This window comes from Candidatus Hydrogenedentota bacterium (assembly GCA_016791475.1).
GTDB lineage: Bacteria > Hydrogenedentota > Hydrogenedentia > Hydrogenedentales > JAEUWI01 > JAEUWI01.
Genome location: JAEUWI010000095.1, coordinates 1 through 18,071, shown reverse-complemented (window position 1 = coordinate 18,071; position 18,071 = coordinate 1). Strand labels below are relative to the sequence as shown.

The 18,071-nt window shown below is 61.0% G+C and carries 5 protein-coding genes; 1 reads left to right on the top strand and 4 read right to left on the bottom strand.

Going from position 1 to position 18,071, the window contains the following annotated elements; genetic code table 11:
- Positions 1–5,827: leucine-rich repeat domain-containing protein (locus JNK74_27610; protein MBL7649958.1), on the bottom strand; the 5,827-nt coding region annotated here is incomplete at its 3' end.
- Between the two features lie 236 nt (positions 5,828–6,063).
- Between JNK74_27610 and JNK74_27605 the strand changes: the two genes are divergently transcribed.
- Positions 6,064–8,865, top strand: a complete 2,802-nt coding sequence (locus JNK74_27605) for a hypothetical protein (GenBank protein ID MBL7649957.1) — start codon at positions 6,064–6,066, stop codon at positions 8,863–8,865.
- 94 nt (positions 8,866–8,959) lie between these two features.
- On the opposite strand, the gene JNK74_27600 is transcribed toward JNK74_27605, so the two are convergent.
- From JNK74_27600 to JNK74_27590, 3 genes are all read right to left on the bottom strand, one after another.
- On the bottom strand, positions 8,960–12,580 hold the full coding sequence (locus JNK74_27600; protein MBL7649956.1) for a PKD domain-containing protein: 3,621 nt from the start codon (positions 12,578–12,580) through the stop codon (positions 8,960–8,962).
- 274 nt (positions 12,581–12,854) lie between these two features.
- On the bottom strand, positions 12,855–17,609 hold the full coding sequence (locus JNK74_27595) for a beta-propeller fold lactonase family protein (protein MBL7649955.1): 4,755 nt from the start codon (positions 17,607–17,609) through the stop codon (positions 12,855–12,857).
- A gap of 87 nt (positions 17,610–17,696) precedes the next feature.
- Positions 17,697–18,071, bottom strand: a 375-nt coding sequence (locus tag JNK74_27590; protein ID MBL7649954.1) for an EF-hand domain-containing protein, incomplete at its 5' end; no start/stop codon positions are given.

The window sequence follows — 18,071 nt, the reverse complement described above, 5'->3', positions numbered from 1 at the left end:
CCGGCGCGAGAATGGCCGCGCCGTTGACGTCGTCAAGGCGGTACACCTTGGCGTCGGGACCTATGCCCAGTTGGAGTTCCTCCACCCCGGTCAGAAGGATGTCTCCGGCGCGAACGTGACCCGAGACGGACTTGTAGTCGAAGAAAACCGAACGGCGATTGCCCTCCGGGCTGAGGCCCGCGATGCCGTAGTAGCGCGCAAATACGTTGTCGACCGTGGGCGGGTCCGGGACCGGGGTGTCCGGCCAGCTTGGGCGGGTACCCACCTGGACCTCGCCATTGTCCACGACGCCAGCCCCGCTGAAGACGGTGGTGTCGTCGGGAATGACCAGGATCAGGCGATCCCTGCCGGTGTCTTCCCAGACAGCCGGAAGCCAGCCGCCCGTGCCGAAGAAGGAATTGGCAAGGAGGGCTGAGGTCGGCCCGGTCTCGTCGATGTGCCACACAAAGATGTCGTCCCCGCCGCCGCCGTAGATGCGGCTGTCGCGGAGGTTGCCACCAATAACGATCATGTCGTCGCCATCTTCCGGGTCCAGCGTGTCGGTACGCCCGTCCGCGCCGTTGCCCAAATCGATAGCCGCCTGCTCCATATTATTGACAAAGACCAGATCGTTGCCCGGCCCCGTGTGCAGGGTCGCCGCCCGCACCGCGGGATCCATTACCGCGCGGATGATATCGTCACCGGCGATGACCAGGTCGTTGTCCCGCTCGTTGCCATCGAGGTCGGAGCCCGTCCGCGCATCGGAAGACGCGTAGGTGGCGAATCGCAGCACGTCTGGCCCGTCGCCCATGCGGAACTCGCCGGAACGCATGGTGCCGCCCGGACCGGTATCGGCGATGTCGACCCCGGAGGAACCCTGGTACGAGCCGATGGCCCCGATCAGGTTTGTCGCCGCGGGATCGGCGCCTTCAAGCCGCCAGCCATAGGGATTCATATCTTCGTCGACCAGCAGCACAATCTCAGCCACGTTTTGAACAAAGTTTCGGTGAAGGCTCAGCAGCGCGATATTGCTCGTAATCGGGTCGATAAAGTCCCAATTCCCCGGAGGCAAAATGGGCGAAGGCACACCAAGTACGTCGTGCCCGTCGAAATAGTCATCGTCATAGAATCCTGGTGGCGGCAATTCATTGGGCGTGGGGGACCAACTTCCGTCCCACGAGTACTGGTTCGACTCGCCAAGTTCACCTTCACCCTCGCCTTCACCTTCACCTTCACCTTCACCTTCACCCTCGCCTTCACCCTCGCCTTCACCCTCGCCTTCACCCTCGCCTTCACCCTCGCCTTCGCCTTCACCCTCGCCTTCGCCTTCGCCTTCACCCTCGCCTTCGCCTTCACCCTCGCCCGGGGCGTCGGATACCAGGGGATCCGTTCCGGCATTAACTTCGTCGATAGTCACAACGCCATCCTCGTCGGGATCGCCGGTGGGCTCGGCGCAGGCAAGCTCGATGTTCTGGAAAGGCAGGTACACCAGGGCGGGTTGCGCTTCGACATCGACGGAGTGAAATGGCTTCTGGCCCTGGCGCTCAAGCTGGCCCAATTGCGTGCAGAAGACCTCAGCACCGAGCGGATTGTTTCCCAATTTAACGCGAAGATTTCTCGAACGGTCGGTGCGTTCCAGCAGCGGAGTCAGGTCGCTCACCCCGGTGCTCTGAAGGTATAAGTTGCCCCCGGATACCAATTCCGGGATCTGGGTCAGGTCCGAAACGGGCGTGCGGTCCAGCGTGAGCGTTTGCAATTCTTCAAAATGGGTTATGGGTGCCAGGTTTTCGATGTTCAGGTCGCTGGCATTCAAATTCACGAGGTGCTTTAACGACGCCAGGGGAGTAAGGTCGCGGAGCGGATTCTGGTCAATTCGGGGATATTGCAAATCGTCCAGCGCCGCGACGGCCCCAAGGTCTCCGATTTGGTTGTCAGCGATGTAGAGGTATTCAAGGCGGGGATAGGAGGCTACTTTGGTGATATCAGTAATGGCATTGCCCGACACGTTCAGGTAGCGAAGCCAGGGGAAGGGGGGCAGCGTGTCGATCTGTGCGAGACCGCTTTCGGAGATCTCGAGATACTCCAACAATGGAAAGGCCGCGAAGGCCTGAAGGTCGGATATGGCGTTCGCGCCGATGAGCAGCATTTCCAAGTTGGTGAGTTGGGTCAGGGGACCCAGGGACTCCAGGCCGAGGCCGTACACTTGGAGATTCCGCAAGCCGGTCAGCGCCGTCAGAGGATCGAGCGTGGAAATCGGATTCTGGGAGATAGCGAGTGCTATCAGTCCATTCATATCCTGGAGCGGCGAGAGATCTGCAATCTGGTTGTCGGCAATATGTAAGTGCTCCAAGCTGCTCAACATGGCGAGTGGGCTGAGGTCTTGGATGTCGTTGTAGGAGGCGAAGAGGAAAAACAGGTTTTCGAGACCCGCCAGGGGAGCCAGGTCCGTAATGGTATTCAATGGAATGGACAGGATCTCCAATTGGTGAAGCTCGGCGAGGGGGGTCAGATCGACGATTCTATTGCTCGCGAGTTGGAGCGAATACAGATTGACCTGTCCGGTCAGAGGAGAAAGGTCGCTGATGCGATTGTAACCTGCGTTGAGCGAATAGAGGGCATTTAATGAGCTCAAGGGGGCAAGCGACTCAAGCTGGTTATAGTCCACATCAAGATATCGCAAGCTGGAAAGTGTCGCGAGGCTCGAGATGTCGGAAATCTGATTGCGACCGAGGTCAAGCGAGTAAAGGGATTGCGCTCCGGCGAGGCCCGTAATGTCGGCGATTCGATTATCCCTCAGAGCCACGTCGTAGAGATTGGGGAAACGAGTCAGGTCAGGTAGGTACGTAAGGCAGTTGCCAGACAATGAAAGCGACCGGAGGGCGGTGCTTGCCGCGAGTGTGGAGAGGTCGTGGAGGCCGCAATTGCTCAGGCCTAGCCAATCCAGGTTTGCTCCCGCCGGAATTGCGGACAGGTCTCGAAGGGGATTGCCCGAAAGGTCCAAGTCATCAAGTTCATTGAGACTTGAAACTGCAGAAATGTCTTCGAGGTTGTTGTCCGCCACATTGAGGTAGGACAGGCCCGTGAGAGGCGTCACCCACGAAAGGTCGGTCATCCTGTTGTTCGCGGCTTTCAGGTATCTCAAACGATTCATTGCGGACAAGGGAGTGAAGTCGCTGACATCCGTCCGCGATACGTCGAGTTCCGAAAGCTGTGACCATGCCGCTATCGGACTCAGATCCGTAATAGGATTTCGGGCGATATCCAGCGTGTGGAGGTTGGGGCAGAGCGTCGCCAAGGTGCCGAGCTCGCTCAGGTGATTGCCGCTCAAGTAGGCGTAGTAGATCGCCGGGATCGCGGGAAGACCGTCCAGATTGGACAGTTCGTTATCTTGCAGATAGAGATCTCGCAATCCCGGGGCGTTGGGAAAGCCCTGAAGGTTCGTGATCGCATTCTGGTTCAGGTTCAAGTCGTACAGCGCAACCAATCCAGACAGCGGCACCAGACTTTCGATTCGATTTGAAGATAGGGAGAGGAAACGCAGTGGGCTCAATTCCGCAATGGGGGACAGATCGCTGATCCTGTTACTGCTTGCGTACAGATTTTCCAACTTCGTTGCGCCCGCGATGGGACTCAAATCGGATACCCGATTGGAAGATATCCAGAGTGATGTCAACTCGGTGAGTCCGGTTAGGGGCGCAAGGTCCGTAATTCTGTTGTCGGAAGCGTAGAGAGATGTCAGCGACGTCAGGCCCGCGATTTCATCCAGCGAGGCTATCCGATTATTTGCCACGTCCAGCGATCTCAGGGCGGTCAGGTCCTGCACTCCCTCCAGACTTGCAATGCGATTTCCACTCAGGTGTAGATACACCAGTCCGCTCAGCTCAGCGAGGGGTGTGAGTTCGACCACGCGATTGTACGTGAGGTTCAGCGCGATCAAGCGCTCGGCACCGGCAAGAGGCGTGAGATCCGAGACGAAATTGCTGTACAGAATCAATTCTTCGAGCTGGGTCCAACCCGCCGCCGCATCGATGTCAGCGATCAGGTTGTCCATCAGATCCACATACGCCAGCGCACTCCACCCGGACAGCGGGCCGATATCTTCGATCAAGTTGCCGTAGAGGTCGAGATAGTAAACATGCTCGAGATCCGCCAGCGGTGACAGATCGTAAATCTGGTTTCCGCGAAGTTCAAGCGACTGAAGGCTCTCCAGATGCTCGAGGCCGGTGAGATCGACAATGCGTTTGTAGTTGGCCGTCAGGCTCACGATTCCCGACACATCTCCGACGTAGATCGTTCCGGATTGCTTCCCGATTCTGCTGCGAATCGCGGCTTCCAGATTGTCGTCGGGGAACTCCGCCACTTCGGGCGAGCTGCTGGGGTCCAGGGGATCCGTGCCGTAATTCACCTCGTCGCCATCGGATACCGTGTCGCCGTCCGTGTCGGCGTTGCCCGGGTCCGTTCCATACCGGTAGTCGTTGATATCGGAGAGTCCATCGGCGTCGTAGCTGGCACCGCCGTTCCGGTCCAGCGTGCCGAAATGGACTTGTTCCCACACGTCCGGCATTCCATCGCGGTCGGTGTCGCGAGATTCGCCGGGCACAATCATTTCCAGCGCGCCCATGTCGATGCCGGCGCGTTGCGGTCGCGCCGTTCCGAGCAGATCGATGCCTACCGATGCCCAATCCGCCAGGCCGGTGTCCAGGCAGGGCGATGCGGCACCGAGGCCGAATCCCTGGCGCGCGGGATCGATGAATTGCGGCGCGCTGTTGATGATTCCCTGCATCGCATCGATTGCTTCATGCTCAATACAGGAAGCCAGCATGTTGAAGGGGTAGTCGATGGCTTCGCGCAGATTACTTGCGCCATTGCCGTACACGATGCTGTTGAGCAGCAGGGGAAAGCCCTGGCCGACGTAAAAGCCGCCGCCTTCGGGGGCGCTGTTGCGCGCGATGGTGGTGTTTGTGAGTGAGACGCGGTAGCCGTCGTGGAATATACCGCCGCCCAAGGTGCCCGCGCTGTTGCCGGAAACAACGCAATTGGTGAACTCGGTGGTTTCCACGCCCTCGTAGGCATAGCCCCCGCCCGCATCCGATGCGGTGTTGTTGGTGAGCGTGCACTGGAGGAAGTGGCTCTTGCCGCCAGCCCCGTAGATGCCGCCGCCAACGGCCGCATCGTTGTTGGAGAAATTGCAGCGCTCCAGGGAAAGGGATTCCGCATCCGAATAGAGGCCGCCCCCGGCGAAAGCCGCCGTATTGTCCCAGAAGACAAGGTTGGAGGAAGTTGTGATAGCCGCAGTGCTGTTGTAGAGGCCGCCCCCGTGGAGGTCCGCGGCGTTGCGCTCGAAACGGCAATTGGCGAGGGCCAATCGGGTGCCGTCGTTGTAGAGGCCGCCGCCCCGCTCCCCGCGACCCCTTTGGAGGATGAAGCCATCCAGGGTTGCTTCGCCCTCGCCCGTGACGAAGACGCCGCGCCGCGCGTTGCCGCCAGTGATGTAGGTGCGCTCGTTTACCCAGTTTCGCTGATCCCGCGACGTTTCGGAGCCCCGAAAGCCGCCGAAGAGGTGCACCCCCGCGGGCAGGATGACATGGGTCTCGCCCAGCATCTCGCCGGTGCCGCTCTGGGCCATGCTCGCGGGTCCGGTGTACGATCCCTCCGCCACCCATATTTCGCCACCGCCCGCGTTCACCGCCGCGGCCACGCCCTCCTGGATGGTCCGGAATGCCGTCTGCCAGGTCATGCCGTCGCGCGAGGATGCGGAGAACCGATCTTGATCCACCCGAATCACGACCTCCGCCGACGCCACGGCGGCACAGGCGAGTATCAGCAACCCGCATCCCAGACGATACATGAGCCCCTCCCGGTGAAATTGCCGTCACGATTATCGCCGACGGTACGAGTTAAGAGTCTATCATGAATCTTCGCTAAGCGCCACGGAAAAATGTGTGTATATTATTGACATGGTATAGAAAACCACGAGGGCGGAGATGGAATCACTTTTCCATTGTCAGCGCTCCCGCGATGCGGTTATAGTAAAGGCCTTAATGTCAACGGGCAACTCGTTCTACGCGACGGGGGAGAATTACCATGGGCGAAATCACCTGGGATCGTATGATAGTGGAGCTCCGTGCCTGGTGGCATGGTCGGCCCGTGACGGCGAAAGGGGACGGGCGCGTTCAAGCAGCGGTCCGGCCGTTCGGCTTGGCGCTTGGCGTGGCGGGGCTTCTGGCGGCGGCGGGTGCCACGGCGCTGGCCACGGGCATCTGGGAGCTGGACTCGCGGATGGCACGCAATGCGTCGCTCCAGGCGGGGTGCCAGAACAATCTGAAACAGATGGGGCTGGCGCTCAAGATGTACGCCTACGAGAGCCAGGGCGAATTGTGGCCGTCCATGCCCGCCGTGGCGGGGCGATTGATGTTCCAGCCCGATCAGATTCGCCCCGAGTACTTGACCGACGACGAAGTCCTCGTCTGTCCCGCGCCGGTGCGCGAATTGCCCGAAGAGCTTATAGACGACGTGTTCTATGTGTATACCGGCTACGTCCTCACGTCGGATGAAGACGTGCTCGCCTTTGCGGAGGGCTATGAGGCGCGCCTGGCGGATGGGGGTGACTTCTCGACGGATCTGGAAGTGAACGGAGAGACCATTCACCGGCTGCGAGAAGGCGTTGAGCGCTTTTACATTACCGACATCAACAATCCCGCCGCCAGTGCGATAGTTCAGTCGCAGATCCCGGTCATGTGGGATTGGCCGGACAACCACCAGCAGGGTTGGGGGGCGAATGTGCTGTACATGGACGGCCATGCCGAGTGGCAGGCTTATCCCGGCGAATTCCCCATGACGGAGGTGGCCATGACCACGCTGGCCAATCTCGCGGGCTACACGCCGCCGAACGCCTGGAACAACAATCCAGATACATCGGGACTCAGTGCTTACGCGGCGGCCTGTTCCAGCAAATTCCGAAACCTCGGCCTCACATTGAAGATGTACGCCAACGAAAGCCAGGGGGAAAAGTGGCCGAAGTTGAGCACCGAATCGGGCAAACTCCTTTTCGATGTTGAGGACGTATTTCCCGAGTACGCCAACAACCGGGAGTTACTCGTGTGCGCCGGGCGGGCCGATGCGCCGCCGCTGCCGATTTTCGGCGATAATCACTTTGCTTACTGGGGCTACCTGCTGGCCAATGATTCCGATGTACTTGCCTTTGCGGGGGCCTATGCGACGCATTTGTCGGGGGGCGGAACGTTTGAGGACGACTTGCCGGTGCCATCGTCCTATGGGACGACGATTCTTCGGCTTCGTGAGGGTATTGAACGCTTTGTAATAACGGATATCAACAATCCAGCGAGCGTCGGAATCGCCCAGAGCAGAATGCCGGTGATGATCGAGTGGCCCGAGAACCACGAAGGTCAATTGGGCGGCAACGTGCTCTATATGGATGGTCACGTCGAGTGGCAGCCCTACCCCGGTGAGTTTCCCATGACCGAGGCGACCATCAACGCCTTGCGCGGCATCGCGCAGCCCGCTCCGCCCAATCCACACCGCCCTCCCGATACCTTCTATCTGGCGGAGAACGACCCCTACGATTTTCTCGTGGCTTGCCGGGGGAATTTCACGAATTTGTACCGGATAAATCGTATGTTCTCGTACGAGAGCGCGGGGGACGTATACCCGGTGCTCTCCTCGGAGTCGGGAAAGCTGATGTACGACGAAACGACGGTCTATCCCGAGTATTTGTCGAATCGGGAAACGCTGGTTTGTCCCGGGCCGGCTTTTGCAACGTCGGATTCCCTCGTGAACGATCAGCACTATGCCTATCTCGGCTACATGCTGATGAACGACAGCGACGCGCAGCAGTTTGCCGTGGCCTACGCCGCAAGGCTGGCGGGCGGCGGCGATTTCACCACCGATCTGCCCGTGACATCGAGCTATGGGTCCGCATTGATCCGGCTAAAATCCGGCGTCACCGCGAATCTCACCTGGCCGCCAGACACGCCCCTGGAGGAAATCCCCCTGGCACAGGACGTCCCCGTATTCATTGAATGGCCGGGAAATCACGAGGGTCAAGCGGGTGGCCATGTGGGCTATCTGGACGGCCATGTGGAATGGCACGACTATCCCGGCGAGTTTCCCATGAGCGAGGCGACGATATCGACCCTGGGCGCGCTGGCGGGCTGGAGCCCGGCGACGGCGTGGGAATCACGATCCTTCACGGACGAGAATGACCCCTTCCAGCAGGCGCTCTGCGGGCGAAACCTGAAGACGGCGTGGATCGCGTTCAAGACCTACGCCAACCTGTCCGAGGGCATGCATTTCCCGAAGCTGAACGCGGAAGAAGGGGTACTCACGTACGACGATCCGCGTTTCGTCCAGTTTCACCTTTTCGACCTGCGGCGCATGAACTGCCCCGGCTCGCCCCAGGCCTACCGCCAGCCCGTGGCGGACGATCACAGCTACGTCTATCCGGGCTATTTTGTGCCCACCCAGGAGTTGCTTGAGGCCTTTGCCGCGGCGTATAGAGAGGCCATTGCGGGCGGCAATGACTTTAGCGAAAACCTGGAACATGGCGATGTCACCATCCGGCGCATCCAAGAGGGTGCCGAACGCTTTCCCGTGACAGATTCTGATCCATCGACAGTGAGCTACTTCGGTCAACACGAGATCCCGCTGCTCATCGAATGGCCGGACAACCACGGAAACCTTCGCGGCGGCAACGTGCTCTACATGGACGGCCACGTGGAGTGGCTGGAGTATCCGAGCGAATTTCCCATGACCGAAGAGGCCATGGCGATCCTCACGGATCTCGCCGGGCGCGGACCCATCCGCGATGTGGTCCCGCCTCCGGGCCAAAGTCGCCTTGACCGTCTCCTTGGTCTGGGGGGTGGGTGAACGGACAGGCGGGGCGGGGAAGTAATGGACGAGAAAATGGTTAAACGGGCGGGGCCGATCGGCATGATCGGCCCCGTCCGCTGTATTTGAAGACTCAACGCATTCGCGCGTTGCCCACGAGCAGCGCGAGCATCGCCAGGCCAAGCAGGAACAGATCGCCCGGTTTCGGCAAGCCGGGCTTGCCCGCGGGGCATCCCGTGGGTTCCGGCGCTTCACCCAGTTCGGCGCGGCTGAGGAGGCCGTCCTGATTGGCGTCCATGTCGTCAAACTGATCGCGGGAGAGGCCGGGTAACTGGGCGCGGGCCTCGCTGAAGCTCAGGCGTCCGTCGCTGTTGGCATCGGCGCTGGAGAAGGCCGCGAGCAGGCTTTCTTCCGCGTTGGGGATTTCACCTTCACCCTCACCCTCACCCTCACCCTCACCCTCACCTTCACCCTCACCCTCACCCTCGCCTTCACCCTCGCCTTCACCCTCGCCTTCACCCTCGCCTTCACCCTCGCCTTCACCCTCGCCTTCGCCCTCACCTTCGCCCTCGCCTTCGCCCTCGCCTTCGCCGCCTGGTCCAACGATGATATATTCACGGCGAACTTCCGCGGAGCTACCCGAGGCCGTGGTGATACTGAGTGAGACCGTATACATTCCGACACGATCATAGACGTGCGTTGGGTTGGGCTGATTGCTGAAGGTGTTGTCGCCGAAATTCCAGAACCAGCTCAGAATGGTCTCGCCACTGGTTTCTGAAGTATCCGTGAAATTGACGGTCAAGGGTGCACTTCCCGAGGACGGGAAGGCCATAAAGTCGGCATCCACGATGATCTCGCCCTCACCTTCGCCCTCACCTTCGCCCTCGCCCTCGCCTTCGCCCTCACCTTCGCCCTCGCCTTCGCCCTCACCCTCGCCTTCGCCTTCGCCTTCACCTTCACCTTCACCTTCACCCTCGCCCTCGCCCTCGCCCTCGCCCTCGCCCTCGCCCTCGCCCTCGCCCTCGCCTTCGCCTTCGCCTTCGCCACCGAAAGGCAGAGTATCCGGGATTACATGTACATCCGTGGTGAATCGGAAGGGGGCGAGATCCAGTTCTGCGAAGGGCGAGCCCGCCGGGAAGTACTCACCATTCGGGAATTCCAGCTCAACGAAAAAGGCGCGCCAGCCTCCTGCGGGTTCGGTTACGTTGGCTGTGTAGTTTCCACCGCCGAGGTGGGGGAGTACCCGGCTGGTGTAGGTCGCGTCGATGAAATTGCGCGCCGTGGGGTTGGTGGCCTGCCAGAGCACCACGCGGGTCGGCGCGGTGTCGGTGTGGATGGCGAGGGTGCCCGGCGCGGTTTTTTCCCAGGTGAATTTCGGGCGGTTGGTGTTGAACAGGTAGGAGCCATAGTACGCGGTGAGGTCGGTGAAGGCCTCATCGTTCAGGCTGTGGGTGGTGTTGGGCACATAGCGCAGGTATTTCTGGCCGGGCAGTTCGTCGAAGTAAAACTGGGACGAATCCGGCAGGAAAAATTCATCGCCCGAGGCGTTGACGATGAACTTGGGCATGACGTAGCGTTCACGGTAGCTGTAGGGGTCCACAATATCGAGCAGGTCCTGGAAATCAGGGCCTTCAAACCAGTTGAAGAGGCCCATGTCCACATAGCTGCCCACGGCCTCGGCCCAGTCGCCATAGGCGGCGTGGTGATGCTGGAAACTGGGCACGATATTGAGCAGATCGATGACGTGGGGAGCCAGAGCCCGGACCCGGGGGTCAGCCGCCGCCACGGTCCAGGTGGTCCAGCCGCGCTTGGAGGCGCCCGCCACCATGAAGCCCTGCACGCTGGTAAATTCGGCCTGAAGGGTGTCCATGGCGCGCATGACGGCCTTGGTCATGGGGAGGCGGGGGAGCCAGAGGGGATCTTTCGTCTGCCGGAATTTCTCCCAGGCGTAGGCGATCATTTCGTCCTCCTCGCGTCCGCTCTCCAGATATCGGGGGTCGGTTTCATCGGGGAAGCGCAGGTACTGGTTCGGAATCATTTTGACCTCGGCCACGATCGAGAGGGTGCTGGCGGCCAGAGCGCCCCACTTGGGGTCGATTTCCGATGGCGCCGCGCCGCCATTGTCGCCGCCGCCGATCCACATCAGGGCGTCGTCGTGGAGGTGCTCGTCGGGCACGGCAACGAGGAGCCAGTGCTGCCAGAGGGTGCGGTCAACCTCGCTGGGGCTTCGCCAGTTCTGGGAGTTCATGGTATAGACGTAGGAGGTGTAGCCCTCGCGGTCGACTTTGCTCAGCAGTTCGTATTCGTACGCGGGGTCGGGTGTGTTTACGTAGGTGTCCAGCGGTGTGGGATTGGCGATTTCGGGTCGGATGTTGGCGTCTTTGAAGGGCAGGATGTCGGGAACAACCTTGACCTCGGTTGTGAACTGGAAGGGGTATGTCAGGCCGCTGTCGAACTCCAGCTCCACGAAGAAAGCGGTCCAGCCGCGGGCGGGCTCGGGGACACTGGCGACATAGACTCCGGGGCTCGTTTCCTGGAGCGTGGTGCTGGTCCAGGCATCGCCGATGGTTTCCTGGCGAAAATCCCGCGCGTCGGGGTTGCTGGCCTTCCACAGGAGGACGCGGGTGGGGGCGGTCTGTGTTTCCACGCGGAGGGAACCGTTCTCCTCGATGGACCAGGTGAACTCGGGCCGGGGAATATTGTTCAGATAGGCGCCGAAGTACGTGGTCAGGTCCTGCAGTGCGTCGGGGGTATCCAGACCGTGATCGGAATTGGGCACATAGCGCAGGTGCTTTTCGCCCTGAAGATCACCGAAATAGAACTGGGACGAGTCCGGCAGGAAGAACTGGTCGCCCGCCGAATTGATGATGAACTTGGGCATGGTGAGGCGGTCGAGATAACTGTAGGGGTCTTCGATGGCAAGCATGGCTCGAAAGGCATCGGTGTGGAGGATATCCATCTGGCCCATGTCGGCATAGTCCTGGATGGAAAGGGCCCAGTCGCCGTAGGCGTCATAATGATGTTGCAGGCTCGCTTCGACGTTGAGCACATCGATGACCAGCGGGGCTATGGCCTCCACGCGCGGATCCGCCGCGGCCGTGGTCCAGGTGGTCCAACCGCGCTTGGAGGCTCCCGCCACAAAATAACCCGTCACGTCGAATTCGGCGTCGATGGTGTCCATGGCGCGCACCACGGACTTGGTCATGGGGAGTCGGGCCAGCCAGGTGGCGTCGCCGGTGCTGAAGAACTTGTCCCAGGTGTAGGCGATCATTTCGTCCTCGGTGCGCCCCGCATTCACATAGCGGTAGTCCTTTTCATCCAGAAAGCGGATTCGCTCGTTGGGGACCATCTTGAGCTCGACCACGATGGCCTGGGTGGCCACGGCGATGGCGCCCATCTCCGGATCGACTGTCGTGGGTGCGCCGCCTCCGTTGCTCCCGCCGGAGATGAGCAGCATGGCCTTGTCGTGGGTCCTGACATTCGGAACGGCCACGCGGATCCAGTGCTGCCATACGGGTCTATCCACCTCTTCCGCACTTCGCCAGGTCTGGGAATTCATGGTGTAGATATGGGAGGTGTAGCCCGCGCCCGGCGTGGTGCTCAGGAGTTCATAGCTGTAGGTCGGGTCGGGAGCGGCGATGTAGTCGTCCAGCGGTGCGGCTGCGGTCCGGGGCGTGGCGAAGGCGGCCAGCAGGGCGATGGCGCACGCGAGTGACATCAGGCGCGGGCGTGCGGAGAGTCTGGAGATATCCATGATTCAAATCCTGTCGTTGGTAAGTGTGGGACCGGCGCCGCGGGCCGATCGAGAGAGGTTCACCAAAGAAAGACGCACCTCTCCCACGAGCTAAGTTGAGCTTGCCCCAAATCTGGCGACCCTCTTCCCCGACGGGCGGGGTGCCTGAAATGAAGAGGGGCCTGCCCCGCCATGGTAACATCCGGGCGGGCACACGGACAATCGCGTAAAAGCGAACGCGGTTTGGAAGACCCTTCCTCCGCAACCGAGATCGCGGAGGAGGGGCGGTGAATGCTCACTCGATGGTGGCGCGCCGACTTCCACAGAGTACCAGTATTGCGAGACCGAGCAGGAACAGATCGCCGAGGTACTGCGATGTGGTCTTGCCCGCGGGGCATCCCGTGGGTTCCGGCGCTTCACCCAGTTCGGCGCGGCTGAGGAGGCCGTCCTGATTGGCGTCCATGTCGTCAAACTGATCGCGGGAGAGGCCGGGTAACTGGGCGCGGGCCTCGCTGTAGCTCAGGCGTCCGTCGCTATTGGCATCGGCGCTGGAGAAGGCCGCGAGCAGGGTTTCTTCCGCGTTGGGGATTTCACCTTCACCTTCACCCTCGCCTTCACCCTCGCCTTCACCTTCGCCTTCACCTTCGCCTTCACCCTCGCCCTCGCCTTCACCCTCGCCCTCGCCCTCGCCTTCACCTTCGCCCTCACCCTCACCCTCACCTTCACCTTCACCTTCGCCCTCACCTTCGCCCTCACCCTCACCCTCACCTTCACCCTCACCCTCACCCTCACCCTCACCCTCACCCGAGGACGGACCCACGATAATATAGTGACGTCGTTCTTCGGCATCGCTTCCGTTGGCCGTGGTGATGCTTAGTGAGACGGTGTAGTTACCGACGCTTGTGTAGGTGTGGATCGGATTCTGGAGACTGCTGAAGGTGTTGTCGCCGAAGGACCAGAACCAGGAAAGGGCGGGACTACCGCCGGTATCCGAGGTATCGGTGAATTCCACCGTAAGCGGCACTTCGCCGGAGGTAAAGCTGGCGATGAAATCAGCAACTATTTCACCTTCACCTTCACCCTCGCCTTCGCCTTCGCCTTCCGCAGGATAACAATCGTCATATCCCAGCGAGAATACAGCCACAACCTCCTTGTTGAAGGCGTACTCCTTGCCGGAGGCGACATAGGCATGACGGCCTTTGGGGTCGAGTGCGACCCGGTACGGACGCGCGAGCTCCGTTGGATTGTCAGTACTATCCTTCTCACCGCCCATCTCATCAATTTTTACCAGTGCACCGGTCTCAATATCGCGGGAGTAGGTCGTAATGACGCCCGAGAGGATGGACGTGACAACAGCCGTCCTGCCGTCCGGGGTGACAACAAGATCCGCCGGCCCCGAGCTTCCCAGATAGTGGTGCACAGGCAAGTCGCTCAGCTCTCCGGTCTCGGGGTCCCGATCAAGCACATAGATGTCGTCATCCAGGTAATCGGTAATGTAGGCGTGGAGGCCGTCATCGGGCAGGCGAATTTCCGATATGTGCGACGGCGTGTACTGGCTTCCCGCGGGGGGCGTGGTCCTTGCATCGATGACGTAGTTCTCGGTCGCATCATCCCACGCGAATCGGACCATCGACCAGGCGTCGGCCGCATCGATCCGAATCGTGTAGATGAACCGGTCGTTGGCGGACACGGCTATGGAGACACAGGGATCCAACGGTTCGTCGCCACCCCGGATCAAGTTGCGAACGGTGAGTGCGCCGGTCTCCGCATTACGGTTGTAGACGGTAAAGACCGATTCTTGGCCGTCTTCACTGCCCAGGAATGCAAATCGCCCATCATGGGAAAGAGTGAGTGAGTCCGCCTCGTCATAGATACCGGCGGTTCCGTTGGTGTTTCCGCCGACCCAATTCACGTGGGTGAGGATGCCCGAGTCCGCGTTTCGGCTGAAGATGGACATGATGGACGGGCCGCTCGATGCACCCGATAAATAGTAGACGAAGCGTCCGTCCGGCGAGATGGCGATTTCCTTGGCCCATAGGGAGACACTTGTGCCACTGGCCCAGTTGCTCAGTGTCTGCAGGTGGTTCAGGGCACCCGTTTCATCATTTCGCGCGAATACGTTGATGTTCTTGTCAACAACGGAACCTACATATACGTGTTTCTCATCCGGTGAAACAACCAGGACTCGGGGATATCCCAAAGCCGCTATGTCGGTGTCATCCGCGATGGCCTGGACGAACGAAAGATCGCCAGCATTCGGGCAATTTCCCTCACCCTCACCCTCACCCTCACCCTCACCCTCACCCTCGCCTTCGCCCTCACCTTCGCCCTCACCTTCACCTTCGCCCTCACCTTCACCTTCGCCCTCGCCTTCGCCCTCGCCTTCGCCCTCACCTTCGCCTTCGCCCTCACCTTCGCCCTCACCTTCGCCTTCAGCCGCGGCATCGGTATTGATCAGCCATACCTCGGCGATCTGGCAACCCCGTCCGGTAACGAGATCCCATTGCAGCTCAACCACGCCATCGGCGGTGGCGCTCAGGGGGATATCGTATTCGCGGGGCGGATAGATCTGGGTGCTCACGGCGTCGTGAATCAAGACACCGTCGGCCTTCAGGGTCATGGTGGGGTTAAAACGTCCCGCGTAGGTGGCGCGGACGCGGTACTGGGCGTTGGGGTCGAGATCGGTGTAGCGCATGACCAGCGGCTGGCCGTAGAGGGTGTAGGCCTGGTCCTGCCAGGACAGACGTCCGCCGGCCCGTTGCAGATCATTCAGATCGAGGTTGTGCCAGAAGAATTCGTTGCCCGGCGATTTCACGTGGCCGGGATCCTGCTGCCAACCGAAGGGGTGCACCAGATGGGGCTGACGCTCGGCCGAGCCGAGGTCGTCGTAGAAGCCGCCGGGGCCCGGATCCTCCCAGTTCACGATTTCATCGAGATAGGCCAGCTTCTCGTCTTCCGTGGCCATGGCGGCCACCTGCTCGAATACGTTTTCCAGGAAGGGCCGGTTGTTGGCGGGATGGTCCAGGGTATCCAGGATCGCGCCCCGTTCCGGATTCTTGGCGAGATAGGGGCTGTCCACGCTGGGCTGAAAACCGATCTGTGTCCACAACGTGTCGCACAGCGCCACGATGCGGTTGCGCCGCTCGATCTGATCGGCGGAAAGGGTGTCGGCCTTGTCCAGTTCGGCCCGCGCAGCATTGATGGCGTTTTCGGCGCCCAGCGTCGGTGCAGTGCGCAGCAGGGCCAGGGCGGCGTCTTCGTAGCCCGCCTCATCGACGACTTTTTCGCGCACGAATTTGTCGTAGTAGGCGCGGGTCAAGTTAAGGTTCCAGCGCCAGTTGGCCGCGAGGTCCGGATTGGCCGCTTCCAGTTCCGTCCATTGCGCGAAGGTGTCATCCACGCCCGTATTGGTGAGGGCCGGCTTTGTCCAGTTGTCTTCCAGCGCGAGTATGCCATTCTTCGCCGCGGTGGCGACCTGCGGCGCAAAGAAGAAGCGGCTGTATTCCGTGAGGATGCTTTCCGCCGTGTTGTCCGTGCTCCAGGCGCGCATGCTCCAGATGAACTTGTTCACATCGTCATGGACCCCTTCGGTGTAGGCCAGGAAGCCGATGGTCTGGGGGGCGTTGTAATCGTGGACTGTGATATTGGCCGTGGGCCGGGGGTTGATGGCCTCGCGGCCGAGGGCATGGGCAAAGCTTCGGTCGAAGTCTTTCTGGGGGAACTGGCAGCGGACATTGTGGGTGATGTCGGGATAGTGGCGAATTGGGTAGCGGCTCGGTGTGCGCTGGCGCTCTTCTGCCATGCTGAGCTTGGTCCAGGGGCCGTAGACCACACCGGTGAGCCAGGTGGGCTCTTCCGTGGCCAGGTACTCGAAGAAGGCATCGTTTTCTTCGTGCTCGAAGCCCTGGTTGGAAACCCACAACTCCGCATCGGGGTGATACTGGTGGAGCACCGTCGCCAGTTGCTCGAGGTAGGCCATGACGTCGAGGGGATCGTTGTCACCGGGGTCGCCGCCGGGCACGAAGACGGCATCCAGGCGCGGCAACTGGGCATAGAGGGCTTCGTGGCGCGCGAGTTCACTGGCGGTGCTGCCGGGCAGGGCGCCGATGACGTTGGCCCAGAGCCAGTAGTCGATATCGTAGTCCGCGCAGATCTCGCTGATGTTCACCTGCATTTCATCGGCGCTGGGCGGGAAGTGGGGGCTGGTGTCGTCCGTGAAGGCGTTTTCAATCGCATTGGTGCCGAAAATGACGAGTTCGCGGATATACTGCTCGTAGGTGTCCCGGTCCCAGGCGTCGTAGGAGTTGCCCGTGTTGCCGTAGCTGAGCTGGTGGCCGCGCAGGGCGTAGGTCGGCGAGGAGGTCGTGTCCAAAGGCTCAGCGAGGCCCGCTTTGCCCGTCTCCCATTTCAGGGCGCGCAAGAGGGCCCCGGCGCCATAGAGGGCGCCGCGCGGGCCATTGCCGAGGATCCAGACAATCGTGCGGCCGTTGTTCTCCTCGCAGAATATCGTGTAGCCCTCGGGGCTGATGACCTTGCCGCTCTGGTAGGCTCCGATGGCGATCACGTTGCCCGTGGGCGGCAGCGTGGATGTCGTAGTGAGAGTCAGGCCGGTGCGCTTCTCGATCTCTTCCGAGAGCACCACGGGCGCCTTCGCCTCGGCCTTCGGGCGCGTGCCGCTGTTGATGAGAATGGCCGCGCTGGAAAGATCGATGAGACCGCTCGCCGGGTTGTCGAGATTGGCAACACTGATCAGACGCTCGCGGGTCAGGGTGTGGTCGGTCCCCTCGACCGTGACGGTCAGGGAGACATCATAGGTGCCGCCGCTCGTGAAGGCGTGGACGGGGTTCTGATCCGTGCTCGTGCCGCCGTCGCCAAAGTCCCAGGCCCAGGCGGTGATAGCCGGGCCGCCGGTGCTGGTGCCGTCCGTGAAGGCGGCCTCGAGGTAGCCCGCGCCGAGATTCAGGTTGGCATCAAAACTTACGGTGACTTGCGCCGATGCACCCGCCGCAAAGACCAGCCAGGCGCCGAGCGCCACAATCCATCGCGTCATTGTCTGAACCTCCATGGCCGCACGCAGCCAGCATCATGCTAGCACTTACGGACCAGAAGGGCAATGTGCGGCGCGGAAATTCCGAAATTATTGCCTCCACGGCGTGGGGGGGCTCCACGCCGCCACGCCCAACGCTGCCAGCGCGAGCACAAACAAGTCGCTCCAGACTCTTGCAGTGGACTTTCCAAATGGGCAACCTACCTCGGGGGTCTCCCCGAGCTCTGCGCGGCTCAGCAGACCGTCTTCGTTCGCATCCAGCGTATCAAAAGTCTCCTGAGTGAGTCCGGGAATCTGTGATCTGGCCTCGGAGATGCTGAGTCGACCGTCGTTGTTCAAATCGGCACTGTCGAAGGCTTCCAGCAAGACGTCGGCCGGATCAGTCGGCTCACCTTCACCTTCACCTTCACCTTCACCTTCACCTTCACCTTCACCCTCACCCTCACCCTCACCCTCACCCTCACC

Bases quoted from the DNA above. Each gene is read 5' to 3' on its own strand.
- JNK74_27605 (MBL7649957.1), top strand. From the start codon at position 6,064: ATGGGCGAAATCACCTGGGATCGTATGATAGTGGAGCTCCGTGCCTGG.
- JNK74_27600 (MBL7649956.1), bottom strand. From the start codon at position 12,580: ATGGATATCTCCAGACTCTCCGCACGCCCGCGCCTGATGTCACTCGCG.
- JNK74_27595 (MBL7649955.1), bottom strand. From the start codon at position 17,609: ATGACGCGATGGATTGTGGCGCTCGGCGCCTGGCTGGTCTTTGCGGCG.